Genomic DNA, 16144 nt, shown 5'->3' with positions numbered 1-16144 from the left:
TGTTCCTGACATACAGTTTTGCAGACATCTCTTTCCGTTCTTTCGTTCTCACCCATTCGGGCGCAGCGCTTCATTCTGATTTTGTCTTACACCTGAATCCTCACATCCAAAATATTGCCGCAGATCAGGCTTCTTTTATATTCCTGTTCTTTCCCGTTTACTATGATTTTTCCCCCGCAGTACTCCCATGGCAGCTCCAGAAGAATCCGATAGCCCTCCGGCGCCGACACAGACAGGGAAAGGCTGTCAATCCCCTTATGCCAGACCGCGGCAAACTGTCCATCCTCCAGGCAGATTCTGCCTTTCGCCCACCGCAGGCTCCCCTGCCCCGGCGCAATGCGCAGGGTCTTGTTCCTGCTGTCGGGAATGTCCATGCCCAGGAAATCCCTCATGACTACAACTCCATAGTGAGCACCGAAGCCATGGTTGCGGCTGTCCGTGCCGCTCAATGTCTCCCAGAAAGTGCCCGGGTCATATCCTGTCATATAACCGCACAGATGTTTCAGTTCCTTTTCCAGCAGCTCTGTCTCGCCGAACCGTGACAGCAGTTCAAAACGCATCATATGTCCGAAAAACACCCCGCAATTCCCCACAGACAGCTGCATGGTCCCGCGGTATTTCTGCGGCATCGGTCCGAACTGTTCCAACAGAATCTTCCACAGCTGCGGCGCGTCCTCCCTGCGCAGCAGGCCCGTCCAGAAATAATAGTACTGAGCCGCCTCGCTGTAGACACTGTTCTCCACCAGCTTTCCATCTTTTAATGTCATGGAATCGGACAGGAACGGATACATGGTAAATAGGTCATATTTGCTGTGTTCCACCTTTCTGTACTGCTCTCGGAAGACGCTGCGTATCTGCTCCGCCTCCGCCCTGTAGGGCTCATTTCCATACATCTCTCCCAATCTGTCTGCCACAAGGGCATACAGACCGTTGGCGGCAGTGCATATGGGCGCCGTATTGGCGGCATTGTTGGAGGCAGACCAGTCAATGAACACAAAACCCGGAATATTTTCCAGCAGGCCCAGGGAATTCTTCAGGGTCCGGGAAGCCTCCATGAAAGTCTCCACACGGCTGCGGAAGTCCTCTTTCAGCTCCTCGTCCCCTGTTCTCTGATAGTAATCTGTCAGCTCCAGGAACACGAACAGGCTCCAGGTATACATCAGCCCCGGATCCCTCTTCGCTCCTCCGCAGCAGCAGCAGGGGAATGTCCCCGGCAAGGCCTCCGCATAGTCCGCCGCCAGAAAATCATACAGCATGGAACGTTCCACCGTAGTATCCGACATCACCATAGCGGATGCACGCCCAGTCCAGTAACTGTCCCCGGCCCAGCCGCCCCTTTCACGCTCCGGAGAATCCAGGAAAAAGGCCAGCGTATTGGTGAGGAGCGTTCTTTTGGAGGCCTCGTAGATGCGGTTCACCTCCCTATCGCTGCTGAGGAAGAAAGCCCTGTTCCTGTCCGGGAAACGGTAACGCCTTACATAGATATCGAGCAGTCGGAAAGATTGTGACGTCTCCACGATAATCTTGATGTATTTCAGGAAATGGGGTTCCATGGATTCAAAGGAAATCCTCCCGCCCTCGGATTCCAGACGGATGACGCGGTTCACGCTGTCCGCTTTCACCGGCACTTTCGCCTCCTCGTCCAGGAAGTCGTTCCAGACGATATCCACGGTGGCAGGCCCTTGCGTCTCAAAGCACAGACCGATCAGTCCTGTCTCCGCTTCTTTCAGGGCAAATTCCAGGGCGGCCGCCTTTCCCTTTGGACGGATTTCACAGCTTACAGCGCCGGCGGCATCCCGCTCCTCTTTCAGACTGCCCGCGAAAGCCCTGTCCCGGTATCCCGCCCGGGAAAAGGCCGGCCGTTTAATATCCGCACCGCCGCTGCGGTCCAGATACTCTTCTGTCTCCCACCAGTTTCCCGCCGCTCCGTCGAAATCCTCGAATTCCACCGAGGACGCCCCGGTGAAAGCAAGGTCTCGTATCTCCTCCATATCCGGCATGGCCGTGGCGCGTCTCAGGACGATACGATGTCCCGCGGGAATATCCTGGTTTCCGCCGTCTCGCCAGGTCTCCTCCATGCTTTCCGCCACCACTTCACATCCGGTCTCCCGGGGAATCGTTCCCCTGCGCCACTCGTCATACCTTTCCCGCAGCATATACAGTTCCACAGGATATCTGCGTCCATGGGACAGGGCCTCCGTCCGGAAATCCCTGTAGGGCAGAACTCCGCATTTCCAGCTGTCCTCTCCTGTGGCTGCCACCACCTCTCCGTCCAAGGTAAGCTCGCCGAAAAAAACAGAATCTTCATGAGTGGAATAATTGAATTCCCGGGGCACATACCCCATGACCTCCACCGCCAGCTGGTTCTCTTCCTCCAGCCTGCCCGTGAGGTCGTAGCTGTCCGCTTTCAGGCGTCCGAAAGCTGCCGGTGCAGGACCAAGTCCTAAGAATATTCCGTTTAAGTAAATACGGTAAAAAGTATGAGCTGCCACTGTAAATTCCATATGGCCGCCAGAATAGGAAAAATCAAGACGGAAAGCCGCCAACACATTTGGCTCGGCAGACTTTCCCGGCAGAAAGATGCCCTTTGCCTTTTTGAAAATATCTGTCATAGAATACCCAAACCTTTCCGCAGTCCGAAAATCTGTTCCCATCGGCGTAGCCTCATGCAGCCCGGCCGAATAAAGTTCACAGAATTTACTTTTGCTGTTTTGGATATTATATATAATGTATTCCCAAAAATCAATATGGCATTATTTACGTTTTGCATAAAAATATTGTCCCCTGGCCGGCCAGAGGACAACATCCGCATACTATCGGCAAAACAATACGTCTGTCTGCTTTTTCTCAAATGCCATAAAATCATGTCCCGCACATATCCCGCTTCAGCCCCTCGAAGTCCAGATAATCCTCGATGAACTGCTTCCGCAGAAGCTCCAGCGGAATGAATTCATTATATTTTCCCCTGATCTGAATTTTGTCCGGCAGAGGCAGGCTGTACAAATCCAGCTTCGAATGCAGGATATCGTCAATAATGGCCGCCAGCTCCTCTCCGCTACCGTCAAAGACCACCTCCAGGTAAAGGCAGGTGCTCCAGGGAATCTTGCTCTTGATTCTCCGCTGGAGCAGCGCATAGTGCAGCGTCACCAGCTGCCTGGTCCCCACCCAGGGGAATATGGCGAACTTCTGTTTGGACAGCTCCGTCACCAGATTGTCCAGGATGCCGCTGTTCCGGGCGATGTACTGGATTTCCAAAAGGCGCTCCTGGCAGCGGTCGCTTAAATAAGGATACGGGTCGTCCCGCTCCAGGACGCTGCGCACCTTGCGGACCAGCACCGTGTGGAGCTCCGCCTCGAAATCCCTGTCCCAGTCCACCACGGAGATGCCGGGCACTCGTTTCACGAACAGCACCTTGGACTTCACATTGATGTCCACTGTCTCCCAGGACATGCCTGCCAAAGCGAAGCGGGTGCCCACGGGATAGGTCTTGTCCACGGTGCCGATCGTCCGGTTCTCCTCCTTCACCAGCAGGTACTCCGGGGCCAGGAACACCGTCAGGAACTTGTGGCTGTTCACCTCCCGCTCCCCGGCCCGCCCGATCAGCAGCCCGTCATGCTCGGAGCGCTCCAGCTGTTCGATATAGATCAGGTGCAGCAGCAGCTTCTTATAGTCCTCCTGGGAAATCTTCCGGAAAGCCCCCAGCGTGAGGACTGCCTGGGCCAGCCCGGCGGGGGACATCTCCCCATTGCTCTTCAGGATGCTCATGGTCTGGTGGTACAGCAGGTTATAGGGATGGTGCCTGGGCGGGATGGGCTCCATCCAGTGGTCCCGCAGGTACAGCTCGATGATGGCGATCGTCCGGATGAACTCCCAGTTGATGGGGCCCAGGATGTCGGAGGAATTGATCTTGATGCTCTCCACGAAGGTGAACAGCAGCTGGGGCACCTGCCCCCGCCGTCCGCAGCGGCCCAGCCTCTGGGCGAAGCTGGATACGTTCAGGGGCGCGCCTATCTGCACCGCCTGATCCAGGGAGCCGATGTCGATGCCAAGCTCCAAAGTCACGGTGGCCCCGGTGACGATTTTCTCATCGGCGGACTTCATCTCGTCCTCCGTGGTCTCCCGCAGCAGGGCGGAGACATTGCCATGGTGGACGCGGTATACGTCAGGTGCTTTATGTTTCAGCGCTATTTCGCGCAGATTGGCCATGATGAACTCGATTTCCTCCCGGCTGTTGGCGAATATGATGGTCTTCTTGTCCAGGGTCTGGCGGAAGAGGTACTCGTAATGCTCCCTGTCGCCCATGTCGCCGCCGGTATCCTTGTCCACGATATTCATGCTGCCGTTCCGCTCCACCAAATCCCGCTTGTCCGACACGTTCACGAAACGCTCGATGTGCAGACGGACGCGTTTCTTCCCCTCGTCCGCCACAGGAGCCGCGCACTTCCTGCCTGTGCCCGTATTCAGCCAGTCCTGGGCCAGGGACATGTCCCCCAGAGTGGCGGAGAGGCCTATCCTGCGGGGATTTACGCCCGTGAGCGCCCTGAGCCGCTCCAGCACGCAGAGAAGCTGCAGCCCCCTTTCGTCCCGCATGAAAGAGTGCACCTCATCGATGATGACGAAGCGCAGGTCGCAGAACATATTCAGGCAGGCCCCCCGCTTGTTGGTGATCAGGCTCTCCAGGGATTCCGGGGTGATCTGCAGGATGCCCTCCGGATGCTTGATCAGCCTGTCCTTTTTGTCCACGGAGGCATCCCCGTGCCATTTGGTGACGGGTATATTGGAGTCTAAGAGCATCTGCTCCAGGCGCTTGAACTGGTCATTGATAAGCGCTTTCAGAGGGGAGATGTACATGACCCCCACGGAGCGGGACGGCTTCTCATAAAGATGCGTGAGCACCGGAAGGAAGGCTGCTTCCGTCTTGCCGGAAGCCGTGCCGGAGGACAGCAGCAGGTTGTCGTCGCTGTCGAAGATGACCTGGCAGGCCGCCACCTGGTTGCCATGCAGCTCTTCCCATTTATTCTCATAGATAAAATCCTGTATAAAAGGCGCAAGCCTGTTGAATACGTCCATTTTGCAGTCCCCATGCCATAAAATATATTCTATTGGTACCACTGTCTCATACACTGTCTTGTATTCGCTCTCAGCTGCGACTAGGTCGTCACGGCTGCCGTCCTGCACAATGCGCCCATTCTTAATCAAAAGAATCCTGACCGCAATCTGCCGAATTCCTCATAGAGATGCTTCTCTTCCAAGGCATCAATGGCAGCCATCAACTGCGAACTACTGTAAGTTTATTCTTTTGCCTTCGGTTCTAGAAATATTTCTCCGGCCATACATAGAGAGAGATGCCGCCCAGTTCCACATGCTCGGTGAGCTGTGGGGCCAGGGCCGGGATGTCGTACCGGCGGGCCACATTGGTGTCCAGACAGAGGCAGCTCAGCCGCTTCATGGTCGAGATGACCTCCAGGCCGGTGAGATTCGGATTCTCATATAAGTCCAGGTTCCAGGCTCGGCAGAATTCCAGGTCGGAGATGTCCCCCAGGCCGGTGCCGCTCAGGTTCAGCATCCCCAGCCGCTTGCACTTGCGCAGGCAGGCCAGCGTCCCCGGCTCCAGGGGATTGCCCCGCAGGTTCAGCTGATTCAGGCCTGTCATCCCCCGCAGGGGCTCCAGGCTGGTAATGCGGTTGCCGTAGACGTTCAGCTGCACCAGCTTGTCCAACCCGGCCAGGGGGGACAAGTCGGAAATCAGGTTGCAGGGCAGCCACAGCTCCCGCAAGCCGGTGAGGGTGGCCAGAGGGGACAGATCCTCGATGTCGTTGTCCCACAAATCCAGCTCCTTGAGCCCGGTCAGCCCCTCCAGGAAAGACAGGTCCCGGATGCCCTCGCCCCGGGCCTGAAAGCGCTTGGGGTGGACCAGCTCCGCCGCCCGCCGGAACAGTTCCTCTTCCCGCGGATCGGTGGCCTCCCACATCTCCCCGTTTTCCTCCGCAGTCCGGACGACCTGAATCAATTCTCCGACTCGGGCCCATTCCGCCGCCCGCTCCTTGTCCCACTGCCAGCCCGGCTCTTGCTGGGCGGCCCGACGGGCGGAAAGCTTTTCATCCCTCTCCTGGGGCAGCAGGGCCAGGGTCTGGCGCAGCTGGCCTCGGAGGTATCCGGCCCAGCTGTCACTGGGCCCCTGGTGGACAAAGCGGTTGTCCTCCAGCCATCTGGCACATTGTTCGGCGGGAACAGCTCCCACGGGCCAGGCGAAGTCCGCCCCGATTACATCCTGAAAGCGGCGGGAACGGCCCCGCCGCCCCTCCTCTCCGGTAAGGCAGCAGGTCAGGTAGGCCTCCAGGTTGCCGTCCAGCACCAGCTCCAGCCACTGGGCAAAGGTGCATGCCGGGGCCCGGCGGACTCCGAAGTCCCCTATCGTCCATATTTCCCCGGTGCATGGCCCGGCAGTGACAAGGGACCAGCCCAGATGATCGCCTCCCATAATCAGAATCTGCCCCGGCAGCTTGGACGGATTCGCGTGTTCTGTCAGCTCCCCGCGCAGAGCCCGCGAATCCTCCGCAGGAGGGTAGGGCACATCCAGGGACGCCTCACGATCCTCGATTTCCATGTTCCACAGGGGACGCCAGTACCGGATATTGCATACGTCAGGCAGGGTTCCGCCGACGGCAGTCCGGCTGACAATCTCCCGAAAATCCGCAGGCAGACTGACATGCTGATTCGCTTCAAATTCTGCGGTCCACCCGGAACCTGCCGGCTCCTCCAGACGGACCAGACTGCCCTCCCGCTGAGCCATCCAGGCCAGCTTGTCCTGTACCCGCTTTATCTGCACTGCGTCTGTTGTGTAATCCATAATGTACCTCTTTTTGTCCGATTATTGTCCGTTGTCATCCAGGTTGTCCGGAAAGACATTTCTTTCATTTCCCACAAGAGATGAATGGGACTTTGGTCAAGACATCCAAATTATATCTCAAATTTATATCTCAAATTCCCGGAATTCGTCCTGTATTTCTTCATCCGGAATCCCTCCCTTGGCCATCTCAAAGCTGTTGTCCCCGAGAATCTGCGAGACAGTCTTCTGGGGGTTCTGGTGCAGGATATTGATCAGTTCGATAAAGTCACGGATAATCTCACGGGGCGTGATATGAGTCTCGGCACCCACGCGGTTATATTCTACCGTCAGAAAATATACCAGATCCTCCTGAGCCAGTGCCGGAGTATAATTGTACAGCTGGGCATGAATGTTCTGCAGCTTCTCCACAAGGATGTACATTTCCTCCTGGGTCAGCATCTGGAGCCGGATGATGGGAGCTGACAGATCCTTTACGTCCGCTGTGGCGAAATGTCCCTCAGCCAGCCGGGAGCGCAGCGCCTCATAGCTGAACACACCCTTATATTTATCCTCAATGCACTGGGGCGTGCCTCCCATGAGAAAACCGATATGCCGGGCTTTTCCCTGGAGCACATCATTGTACATGGTGAGGATTTTTTCATAATTATTGGCCCTGGTGATGGAATTTGGTATCTTGAAGATATTGACCAGCTCATCTATGATGACCAGCATCCCCTTATATCCCGCCCCCACCAGAAAGGCTGCAAAAATCTTCAGGAAATCGTACCATGTCTCGTCTGTCACGATGAAATTGATGCCCAAATCCGCCTTGGCTTCCTTTCGGGTGGGATATTCTCCCCGAAACCACCTGAGCACATTGGATTTCAGGGCCGCGTCATCCTCCCTGTAGGCTTTCCAATAGAGAACCACCGCTTTGGCGAACTCGAAACCGTTCACCATTCCCTCCAGGGAACCTGCCACGGCATAAATCTGCCGCTCCACCTCTCTGTCGAATTCTGCCGAAGAATCCGCCTCCGCCATGTCTCCTGCGGCTGACTTTTCCCGGCTCCGGACATTTTCTATTTCTTCCGCAGGAAGCCGCGTTCTGACCGACATCTGGATGCCGGAAATCCATTTCTCCAATATCAGCGGAAGCGCGCCTCCGTCCGGCTTTGACTTGGTGGACAGATTCTTGATCAGCTCCTTATAAGTAGCCAGCCCCTGTCCCTTGGTCCCGGCAAATCTCCGCTCCGGCGAAAGGTCTGCGTCCACCACGGCAAAGCCTTTGGCTGTGGCATAGTTGCGAATCGTCTGGAGCAGGAAGCTCTTCCCGCTGCCGTATTTCCCCACGATAAAGCGGAAGGACGCGCCGCCCTCCTCAATCATCTCAATATCATGCAGGATCGCGGCGATTTCCTGTGTACGGCCCACCGTAATATATTCCAGCCCCGCTCTGGGCACCACGCCGCCCTTTAAGGCATTGATCAGAATATTGGCTATTCTTGTAGGTACCTGCTTTGTCATAGGGATTCCACCATCTCCTTTACTTGCTCTCTGTAGTCGTCGTATAGTTCAAATCCATCGTCCAGGATGCTGTCGCCGATGGAGTCCATGGCCTTTTCGTTGATGCCGTCCATCAGCACCTCCAGCATGACACCCTGTCCGTCAGCGAAAGGCTTCAAGTTCGTCTCCCCCTCCGCCACCAGCCGCAAGGCCTTTCTCTCTGTCTCCGACAGCGCCTCTTTCAGGCTGTCCCAGGGGGACGCTGACCCGCTATTTCCAGAAGATTCTTGCGCAGTTTCAGATATTTCTCCTCCGTTTCCAGACAATTCATTTCTCTCTCCCGGCATTGCTCCATATAAGCTTTCTCTTTCCCGCGCCTGATTATTATCTGCTCCGGAAGGCTGCCCCATTTCGGCAGGCTGCTCTCTCCCGGAAATCTCCCCATCATCTCTGCTGCTCTGCCCGGAATCCGCTTTCCCGGACAAAACCGCGGATTGCAGCAGCGGCTCCTCCGGGACTATCAGCCTCTCCTGTGTCGCCAATGCCTCCTGCCGGATTTTTTCCAGGGAAGCATTGTCCACCTTGACCACCGTCTTCGTGGCCTCCCTGTAGAATTCCTCCGTAGCGCCTGTGACGACTTCCTCCAGAGAGATTCCGTCTTTGCCCAGCTCCTGGACCATCACAGGGCTGAGGCTGTTTATATTGGCCGAAAGCTTATGCCTGTATTTCGTCAGCCTCCGCAGCACGGACTCCATCTGCTTTAGGCAGAAACCAATCAGCTGCCTGCCGCTTTCCGTGGTAATCACCGTGCTGAAGGTCCATCGGTTCCCGCTGCACAGGTAAATCTCCTTTTCCGACAGCACCACGCGCCTGTCCCTCTGCCGCAGCGCCGGGTAGAACAACGCACCCTGAAAGGGCGTCCACACGGACATATTCCGGGTCGGACGGAAAATATATTCCTCCAGATCCACATGGCTCTCCGCGAAAGCCCGGCTGAGCCTGTCCATGATGAAATGAAAGCAGTCTTTCAGCAAAGGCATCCTCTCTTCCGTATAGAAACCGGACTTCCGAATGTCATATTTTGAAATAGCGCAATATAATCCGAAATCATCTTCCGGGTTGGTCAGCTTAGGGAAGTTGGCGCCAAGCCCGTTTCTGTCGATGAATTCCTTAAAGGACCATGGGAGTTCATAATAAATATGGTAATCTTTCAGCCATCGCAGCACATATTTATCAATGGATGCATCATATACCCGATAGGCCTCCCAGAAAATCATCAGCCGCTCCAGCCCGTCCTCCGGCCCTTCCACGCCGATATTGTTCACCAGTTCATAGAGATACAAAAAAGCGTACGACAGCGAAGTAGCCTGAACATCCCCCTGCCGCACCCGGGTCCGCCATGTAAAATAGGTCCGCAGCTGTCCGTACCCCATCATCTGATAATTGGGAAAATACGCGCTGTAGGGGAGAGACTTCCCGCAGTCGTCTTCAAACTCTTTCATGAACATGCCCTGTCTGTAGAAAAGCCTGGAATTCTCCTGCTGAACCCTCTTGTCATAAAACTTAGAATTGCTGAATGTCAGGCAGCGGCTTTCCCTTGCGATGTCCCGCATCTGGTTAAAGCGCTCCCGCACAGCATCCCGCTCCTGTTCTTGCTGCTGCGGCACCTTGATTGTACTGCTTTTATCCGGGGAATGCCCCTCCCCCGTTTTCAGGACAAATTTCCCCACGCCCGGCATAGGGCAGGAATCGTATTCTATCTCATAGTAAGGGGCTTCCTCCCGAAAAACCGACCGCACAGGCTTTACAGGGGAAACAGGCCGCACAGGTTCCGGAGACAGCAGCCGCGGCAAAGGCTGCCCGGCGCCCGTCCCCTCCTGCTCCTGTATCTCCTCGAATATCTCAAACGCGTCATATTCCTTGTCGTCTTTTCCCATATCTCCCCTCGGCACAGCAGAAGCTGTCACTGTTCCAAACATTTGTTCCATTGTATCAAAAAGGAAAAAGATAGTCAATCACGTAGAAGCAAATTCCTGAAATACATTCCTGAATTCTCACAGACGCACACCGCTTATCTCGCGGTCCAGCGGGACAATTCCTTTATGGCCGATGCAATGGGCGCGAAAAGCGCTTCCCACCCTTCCTATGTCCGACGATATTCATGGAAAGAGGACATTTCTTTATCGCCTGTTCCGCCTTGACCACATAATCAGAGATAAAAGCCGCCTGATTTCAGGATGCCCTCCTGTCAAAGCAGAGACGGCCCTGACGGATACAGGCAGTAATTCTTTGCCGGTTCTCCATCAGAGCCGCTTTGGTCAAGCAGAACTGTATCGTTTCAGATTAAGTACAGATCAGGCATCCAGCACGCCCGGAATCCCGGCGCGTTTCATAATCGGTGTCTTCTCAAAGCGGGACTCGATGGGCACGATCCGCCTCTCTTTCCCGCTGGCGGCAAAGCCCTCCATGATTTCCAGCACATGATAGGTCATGTCCCCGTTGGCCCTGGGCTTCCGGCCGGCCTCAATGGCTTTCGCTGCATCCGCAAGCCCCAGCGCACGGCTGTTCTCCTTATAGGCAAAAGCCAGCGGTATCTCCTCTATGGTTCCGTGTTCAGGGCGCAGAAGCCGAACCGGGCCTCCGAAGCAGTTGGGATCCGGAACATACAATGTCCCCTCCGATCCGTAGATTTCAAGGCGTGCCTGCCCCTCATAATAGGCGTCGAACGTGGTGAACAGGGTGCCGATGACACCGCTCTCAAAGGTCATGGTGCCGGCGTAATAGGTAGGTACCTCCACGTCAATGATTTCACCGAAATGCTCTTTGCTGGTGATGAGGCGCCGGGGGAAAGAGGATTTTGTCATGGCAAATACCTCGCTCACATTCCCGAGCAGATTGACCATGGCGGTCAAATAGTAGGGGCCCATATCGAACATGGGGCCGCCGCCGTATTTATAGTAGAACTCCGGATCCGGATGCCAGGACTCATGTCCGCGGCAGATCATGAAACCGGCAGCCCCTATGGGTGTCCCTATGTAGCCGTCCTCTATCAGTTTCCGGCAAGTCTGGATTCCCGCGCCCAGGAAAGTGTCAGGGGCTCCGCCCAGCATCAATCCTTTTTCTTTGCTCAGCGCCAGAAGCTCCCGGCCCTCCTGCAAAGAGGCCCCCAGGGGCTTTTCGGAATACACATGCTTCCCGGCGTTCAGGGCCGCTTTTGTCACTTCATAGTGTTCATAAGGGCGCGTCAGGTTCAGGACAATGTCTACCTCGGGATCCGCGAACAGCTCATACATATCCTTGTACAGTTTCGGAATAGTATACTTTTCCACAGCGTTCTGCGCACGTTCGGGAATCAAATCGCAGACACCGGCAATCTCCAGCTCCCTGAACGTATTTGTAATATTTTCCAGATAGATTCCGCTGATGGAACCAATACCGACGATACCGATTTTTGTTGTTTTCATCGCTCTCTCCTATCTTCCGGTTCCGCAAATGCCCTGTCAGCATTTGCTGTCTTCAATCCCGGCTTAATACATTTTCGCGGTATTCTCGAATCGCTCCGTGGTCAATCCGCGCTCCCTGGCGACAGCCCTGCCCTCCGCCGCCCAGAGCATCCCCCTGCGCATCAGTTCCCGGGCATTGGGCGACTTGTCGAACACATCATCGTGATGTCCCAGAGAACAGTAGAACACCCTCCCATTGCCCCAGTACTTCGTCCATACCACCGGCATGTCGATGGGCCTGTTGGATATATGATAGTAATTTACCGCCGGAAATCTCGTGGTGGCCAATACCTGCACGGACGGATCCACATGGAGATAGTAATGCTCGCTGCAGACCATGAAGTCCTCCAGGCCGTCCGTGATAGGGCTGGAGCCATGCCGGATGTTCACCATGTATTCCACGCCGTCTCCGCCGGGATGGCTCACCCACTGGCCTCCCGTAATGAACTGCCACTCCGTGTTCTGGCGGAACGCGTCGCACATGCCGCCGTGGCAGCCCGCTATCCCCGCGCCCTTGCCGATGGCTTTGGAGATGTTCTGGACATACTCCCAGGGCAGGTCTCCGCCCGTCCAGCAGGGCACGAACAGGTCATATTCCAGCAGCTTCTCTCCGTCCGCCAGACACTCTAACGTATCCGATATCTCCACGGAAAACCCTTCCGCCTCCAGCAGGCGCCCAAAGCGCGCAGACACCAGCTGCGGCTCATGGCCGTCCCATCCTCCTTGAAAAATCAACGCTTTTTTCATGATGTTCACCATTCCTTTCTCGATTTCCATTCCTCCATGAAACTGCTCCCGCATCTCCTCAAATCCTGCAGGTAGCCGAACCCCCCTGTTCATTGACGGCGAACAGCAGATCTATCAGCCGCATTACCCGCAGACATTGCTCCGGCTTCACAATCAGCTCCTGTGTCTTCTCAATCGCCCCGATTACATTCCTGTAATAATCCGACACATCGGGCCTTAAGTCCGGCAGCTCCAGAACCTGCTGGGTATGCGCCGGACGGGGCGCCATGGTCCTGGTGGGACCGGCGGCGGTATAGACGATGTCGTCCGCCCAGGCCATCTTCTCCGCATCCTCAGCCAGCTTCACTATCCTGCCATTGCACTCCCAGTCCTCCACCACCATGGTACCCTCCGTGCATGACACATGCCATCTGGGATGGTTGATGAAACAATTGGTGGAGAATTCCAGCAGCGCCGATACATTGTTCTCAAATTTCAGAAACACTTTCACATTATCGTCCACCTCGCCGGAGAAGACGGATTCCAGATGGGCCGCCACTGAGACTACTTTCGACGGAATCATGTCCAGCAGCTGATCCAGCAGATGGACGCCCCAGTCCAGCAGCATGCCGCCTCCGTTCTCCCGATAGCCCCGCCAGCCGTGCATGGAGCCCCGGGAACCCTGCACCCTCGTCTCGATGAAATAGGGGGCGCCGATGGTCCCTTTCTCCAGCACTTCCCGGACAATCCTGTAATCCCTGTCCCAACGCCTGTTCTGATGCACCGTGAACACCTTTCCCGTCTCCCGGGATACCGCAATCACTTCTTCCAGTTCCGCCGCGCACATCGTCACCGGTTTCTCACATATGACATTTTTTCCCGCCCTCATGCAGGCGATGGAGTAATCTTTGTGGAAATTGTTGGGGACGGCGATGATTACCAGGTCGACGGATCCGTCCGCCAGCAGCTCCTCGGCGGTCTCGTAGGCGTACAGCCCTTTTTTCCTGATATCTTCCCGTATTTCGGGGCGGATGTCATAGGCCCCCCTGACGGTTAGTTCGGGAAGCTTCTCCTGAATCAGATTGTGATGCCATACTGCCATCCCTCCATACCCAATGAATGCAATTGAATGTTCCATGTCGGTTCCTCTCTTTCCTTTTGGATTTTAGCGTTTTTCCTGATATCTCATTCTTTTCGTCTTTCCGTTTGTTGATTATTACTTCCCATCCGTCGTTCTGTCGCTTCCTATTTGTTGACATTTTATCATGTGGGGACTATAATGTCTAACATACAACGTAAATAAAACCACTCATTTATTGCTGTTCGAGGTGCCGTTCATGATTATTCCGTTTTACGAATATAACCACAACCTGCCGCATGCTTCCACCATGGAGAGTCTTGATTTTCCGCCCCATCTGCACAACTGCTCGGAAATGATCCGCGTGCGGGCCGGGGTGCTGAAAGTACAGATAGACACCGGAAATCACACGCTCCATGCCGGAGACCTTGCCGTAATCCTGCCCAATACGATCCACTCTTTCCAGACGCTGACCCAGCCCTGCGGGACGCTGATCGACATGATCACCTGCAGCCAGGATCCACAGGCCGGTCTCCCGCGACAGCTCACCGGGCGCATCCTGGCGGAACCGGTAAGGCCTGTCTCTTCCTGTCATCCCGACGTGGACTATGCGTTCAGCACTTTGCTTTCGGAGGTCAACGAAGCGGACAGCGCCCCGATTGTCTCCGCCTATTTTCAGATTTTGTGGCACAGGCTCCTGCCCTCCCTGGAGGTCACCGACGCGGTTGCGCCTCCTGTCTCCAATCTGGCCGCCAACCTGATTGCATATGTGGCAGGGCATTTTCAGTCTCCTCTTTCTCTGGATTCCCTGTCCAGAGAGCTGGGGGTCTGCCGCTTCCACATTTCCCGGATTTTCACGCAGGTGCTTCATATGGGCTTCTATGAATATGTCAACGCCCTCCGGATCAATTACGCGAAAAATCTGCTGCTTGGCACCGAGTACAAGATTCTGGAGGTGGCCGAGCTGTCCGGTTTTCAGAGCCAGCAGACCTTTAACCGCAACTTCCGGGAGTTCTGCGGCATGACTCCCTCCATATATAGACAGCGCGGACTTCTTTGAACCGCATTTTGCGGCATTTCAGTCTTGACTGCGGTCTCATGCGCTTTCTCCGGAGTTTCCGTGATGGCGGCAGGTTCTTTCCTGCAATCGGAAACAGGCTGAATGGCATAACAAAACGGCTGAGCCAGGAACCTGCAAATCAGATTCCTGGCTCTCATTTATACATTCATGCAAAAGTATATGGCTCTCAGGCAGACATCAGCTGCGGGAGAACCATTCCTTCATCACTCCCAGCACCTGTACCAGCTCTTCCTCTGTGATCACATAGGGCACCATGGCATACAGATAATTTAAGAACGGCCTGCTGAATACGCCCCTCTCACAGGCGAACTGCTGGTACCCCTGCAGGGCCGCCCCATCTTTCACTTCCACGCAGACGCATCCCCCCAGGATGCGCACCTCCCGGATCTGCTCATGCTCCAGCCCTTCCATCTCCCGCCTGGTAATCTCCTCAATGCGGCGGATCCTGGAGAGATAATCCTTTTCTTCGAACAGCTCTATGGACTTCAGCGCCACGCTGCAGGCCAGGGCATTCCCCATAAAGGTAGGGCCGTGCATCAACGCCTTTTCCGGGGTGTCTGCGTAAAAGCCCTCGTACACCTTATGGTTGGCGACAGTGGCCGCATGGCCTATGTAGCCGCCGGTCAGCGCCTTGCCCAGCACCAGGATGTCCGGCAGAACCAGGTCTGCCACGAAACGGTTCCCCGTCCGTCCGAAGCCGGTGGCCACTTCATCGAAGACCAGCAGGACGCCGTATTCATCGCACAGCTCCCTGGCCCGCCGCAGGAAGGAGACATCGTACATCCGCATGCCTCCCGCCCCCTGGAGCAGAGGCTCCACGATGAAGCAGTTCAGTTCCTCATGGAAACGCCCGAAGGCTTCTTCCAGCGCATCGATTCGGGTGGGGATGTGAATTACGTCTTTCTTCTCCCCATAGGCCTCCAGGATGAAATGGTAGTCCTCGTCGTCCCCCACTTCCATGGTCTTGAACGTGTCCCCGTGGTAGGCATGGGTCAGGGACAGGACTTTCGTCCGCTTCCAGTCTCCCCGGTTCACATAATACTGCAGGGCCATCTTCAGGGCCACCTCCACCGCCACGCTGCCCGAGTCCGAGAAGAAGCAGTAGTCCAAATCTCCCGGCAGCCATTTTTCCAGCTTCTCTGCCAGCTTACGCACCGGCTCATGGGTCAGCCCGCCCAGCATCACATGGGAGAAGCGGTCTGCCTGAGACTTGATGGCCTCCGTCAGGGCAGGGTGCTTATAGCCGTGGATCACGCTCCACCAGGAGGACACGGAGTCGATTAATTTCTGGTTTTTCGTATATAAATACACGCCCTCTGCGTCTGTGATTTCATAGGGCGCTTTCATTGTCTTCATCTGTTGGTATGGATACCAAATCATGCGGGGCTCCCTTCTTTCCTTGCAACTTTCCAAACATCGCTCCA

At 55.6% G+C, this 16144-nt stretch carries 10 protein-coding genes; 1 reads left to right on the top strand and 9 read right to left on the bottom strand.

Annotated elements, in window-relative coordinates; all coding sequences use genetic code 11:
* Nucleotides 1–86: 86 nt before the first annotated feature.
* The 8 genes from NFS35_RS15915 to NFS35_RS15880 form a co-directional block, all read right to left on the bottom strand.
* On the bottom strand, nt 87–2654 hold the full coding sequence (locus tag NFS35_RS15915) for an alpha-L-rhamnosidase-related protein (protein WP_251208114.1): 2568 nt from the start codon (nt 2652–2654) through the stop codon (nt 87–89).
* A 208-nt stretch (nt 2655–2862) separates the two neighbouring features.
* A complete protein-coding gene (locus NFS35_RS15910; RefSeq protein WP_251208113.1) occupies nt 2863–5199 on the bottom strand; it encodes a DEAD/DEAH box helicase in 2337 nt (778 codons plus the stop codon).
* Between the two features lie 112 nt (nt 5200–5311).
* Complete coding sequence (locus NFS35_RS15905) at nt 5312–6850, bottom strand: leucine-rich repeat domain-containing protein (protein ID WP_251208112.1); 1539 nt, start codon at nt 6848–6850, stop codon at nt 5312–5314.
* Between the two features lie 123 nt (nt 6851–6973).
* On the bottom strand, nt 6974–8353 hold the full coding sequence (locus tag NFS35_RS15900; protein WP_251208111.1) for an ATP-binding protein: 1380 nt from the start codon (nt 8351–8353) through the stop codon (nt 6974–6976).
* Nucleotides 8350–10269 (bottom strand): TerB N-terminal domain-containing protein, encoded by a 1920-nt coding sequence (locus NFS35_RS15895; RefSeq protein WP_251208110.1) that lies wholly within the window; start codon nt 10267–10269, stop codon nt 8350–8352. Before NFS35_RS15895 ends, NFS35_RS15900 begins: the two co-directional genes overlap by 4 nt.
* Nucleotides 10270–10686: 417 nt before the next feature.
* Nucleotides 10687–11796, bottom strand: coding sequence for a Gfo/Idh/MocA family protein (locus NFS35_RS15890; RefSeq protein ID WP_251208109.1), 1110 nt, complete (start codon nt 11794–11796; stop codon nt 10687–10689).
* Nucleotides 11797–11859: 63 nt separating this feature from the next.
* Entirely contained in the window at nt 11860–12612 is a 753-nt protein-coding gene (locus NFS35_RS15885) for a ThuA domain-containing protein (RefSeq protein ID WP_251208108.1), read from the bottom strand.
* 28 nt (nt 12613–12640) lie between these two features.
* Nucleotides 12641–13699 carry a Gfo/Idh/MocA family protein gene (locus NFS35_RS15880; RefSeq protein ID WP_251208107.1) on the bottom strand — a complete coding sequence of 353 codons (1059 nt, stop codon included), beginning with the start codon at nt 13697–13699 and terminating at the stop codon, nt 12641–12643.
* 199 nt (nt 13700–13898) lie between these two features.
* On the opposite strand from NFS35_RS15880, the gene NFS35_RS15875 reads away from it, so the two are divergent.
* The gene (locus NFS35_RS15875) at nt 13899–14699 is read left to right on the top strand and encodes a helix-turn-helix transcriptional regulator (RefSeq protein WP_251208106.1); all 801 of its coding nucleotides are present in this window, start codon (nt 13899–13901) and stop codon (nt 14697–14699) included.
* A gap of 198 nt (nt 14700–14897) precedes the next feature.
* On the opposite strand, the gene bioA is transcribed toward NFS35_RS15875, so the two are convergent.
* Nucleotides 14898–16100 (bottom strand): adenosylmethionine--8-amino-7-oxononanoate transaminase, encoded by a 1203-nt coding sequence (gene bioA, locus NFS35_RS15870; RefSeq protein ID WP_251208105.1) that lies wholly within the window; start codon nt 16098–16100, stop codon nt 14898–14900.
* Nucleotides 16101–16144 lie beyond the last annotated feature (44 nt).

The sequence above is a fragment of the Acetatifactor aquisgranensis genome, from assembly GCF_943193215.1.
Lineage (GTDB): Bacteria > Bacillota > Clostridia > Lachnospirales > Lachnospiraceae > Acetatifactor > Acetatifactor aquisgranensis.
The sequence above is the reverse complement of the archived record's forward strand: the minus strand, read 5'-3'. Positions and strand labels throughout refer to the sequence as shown.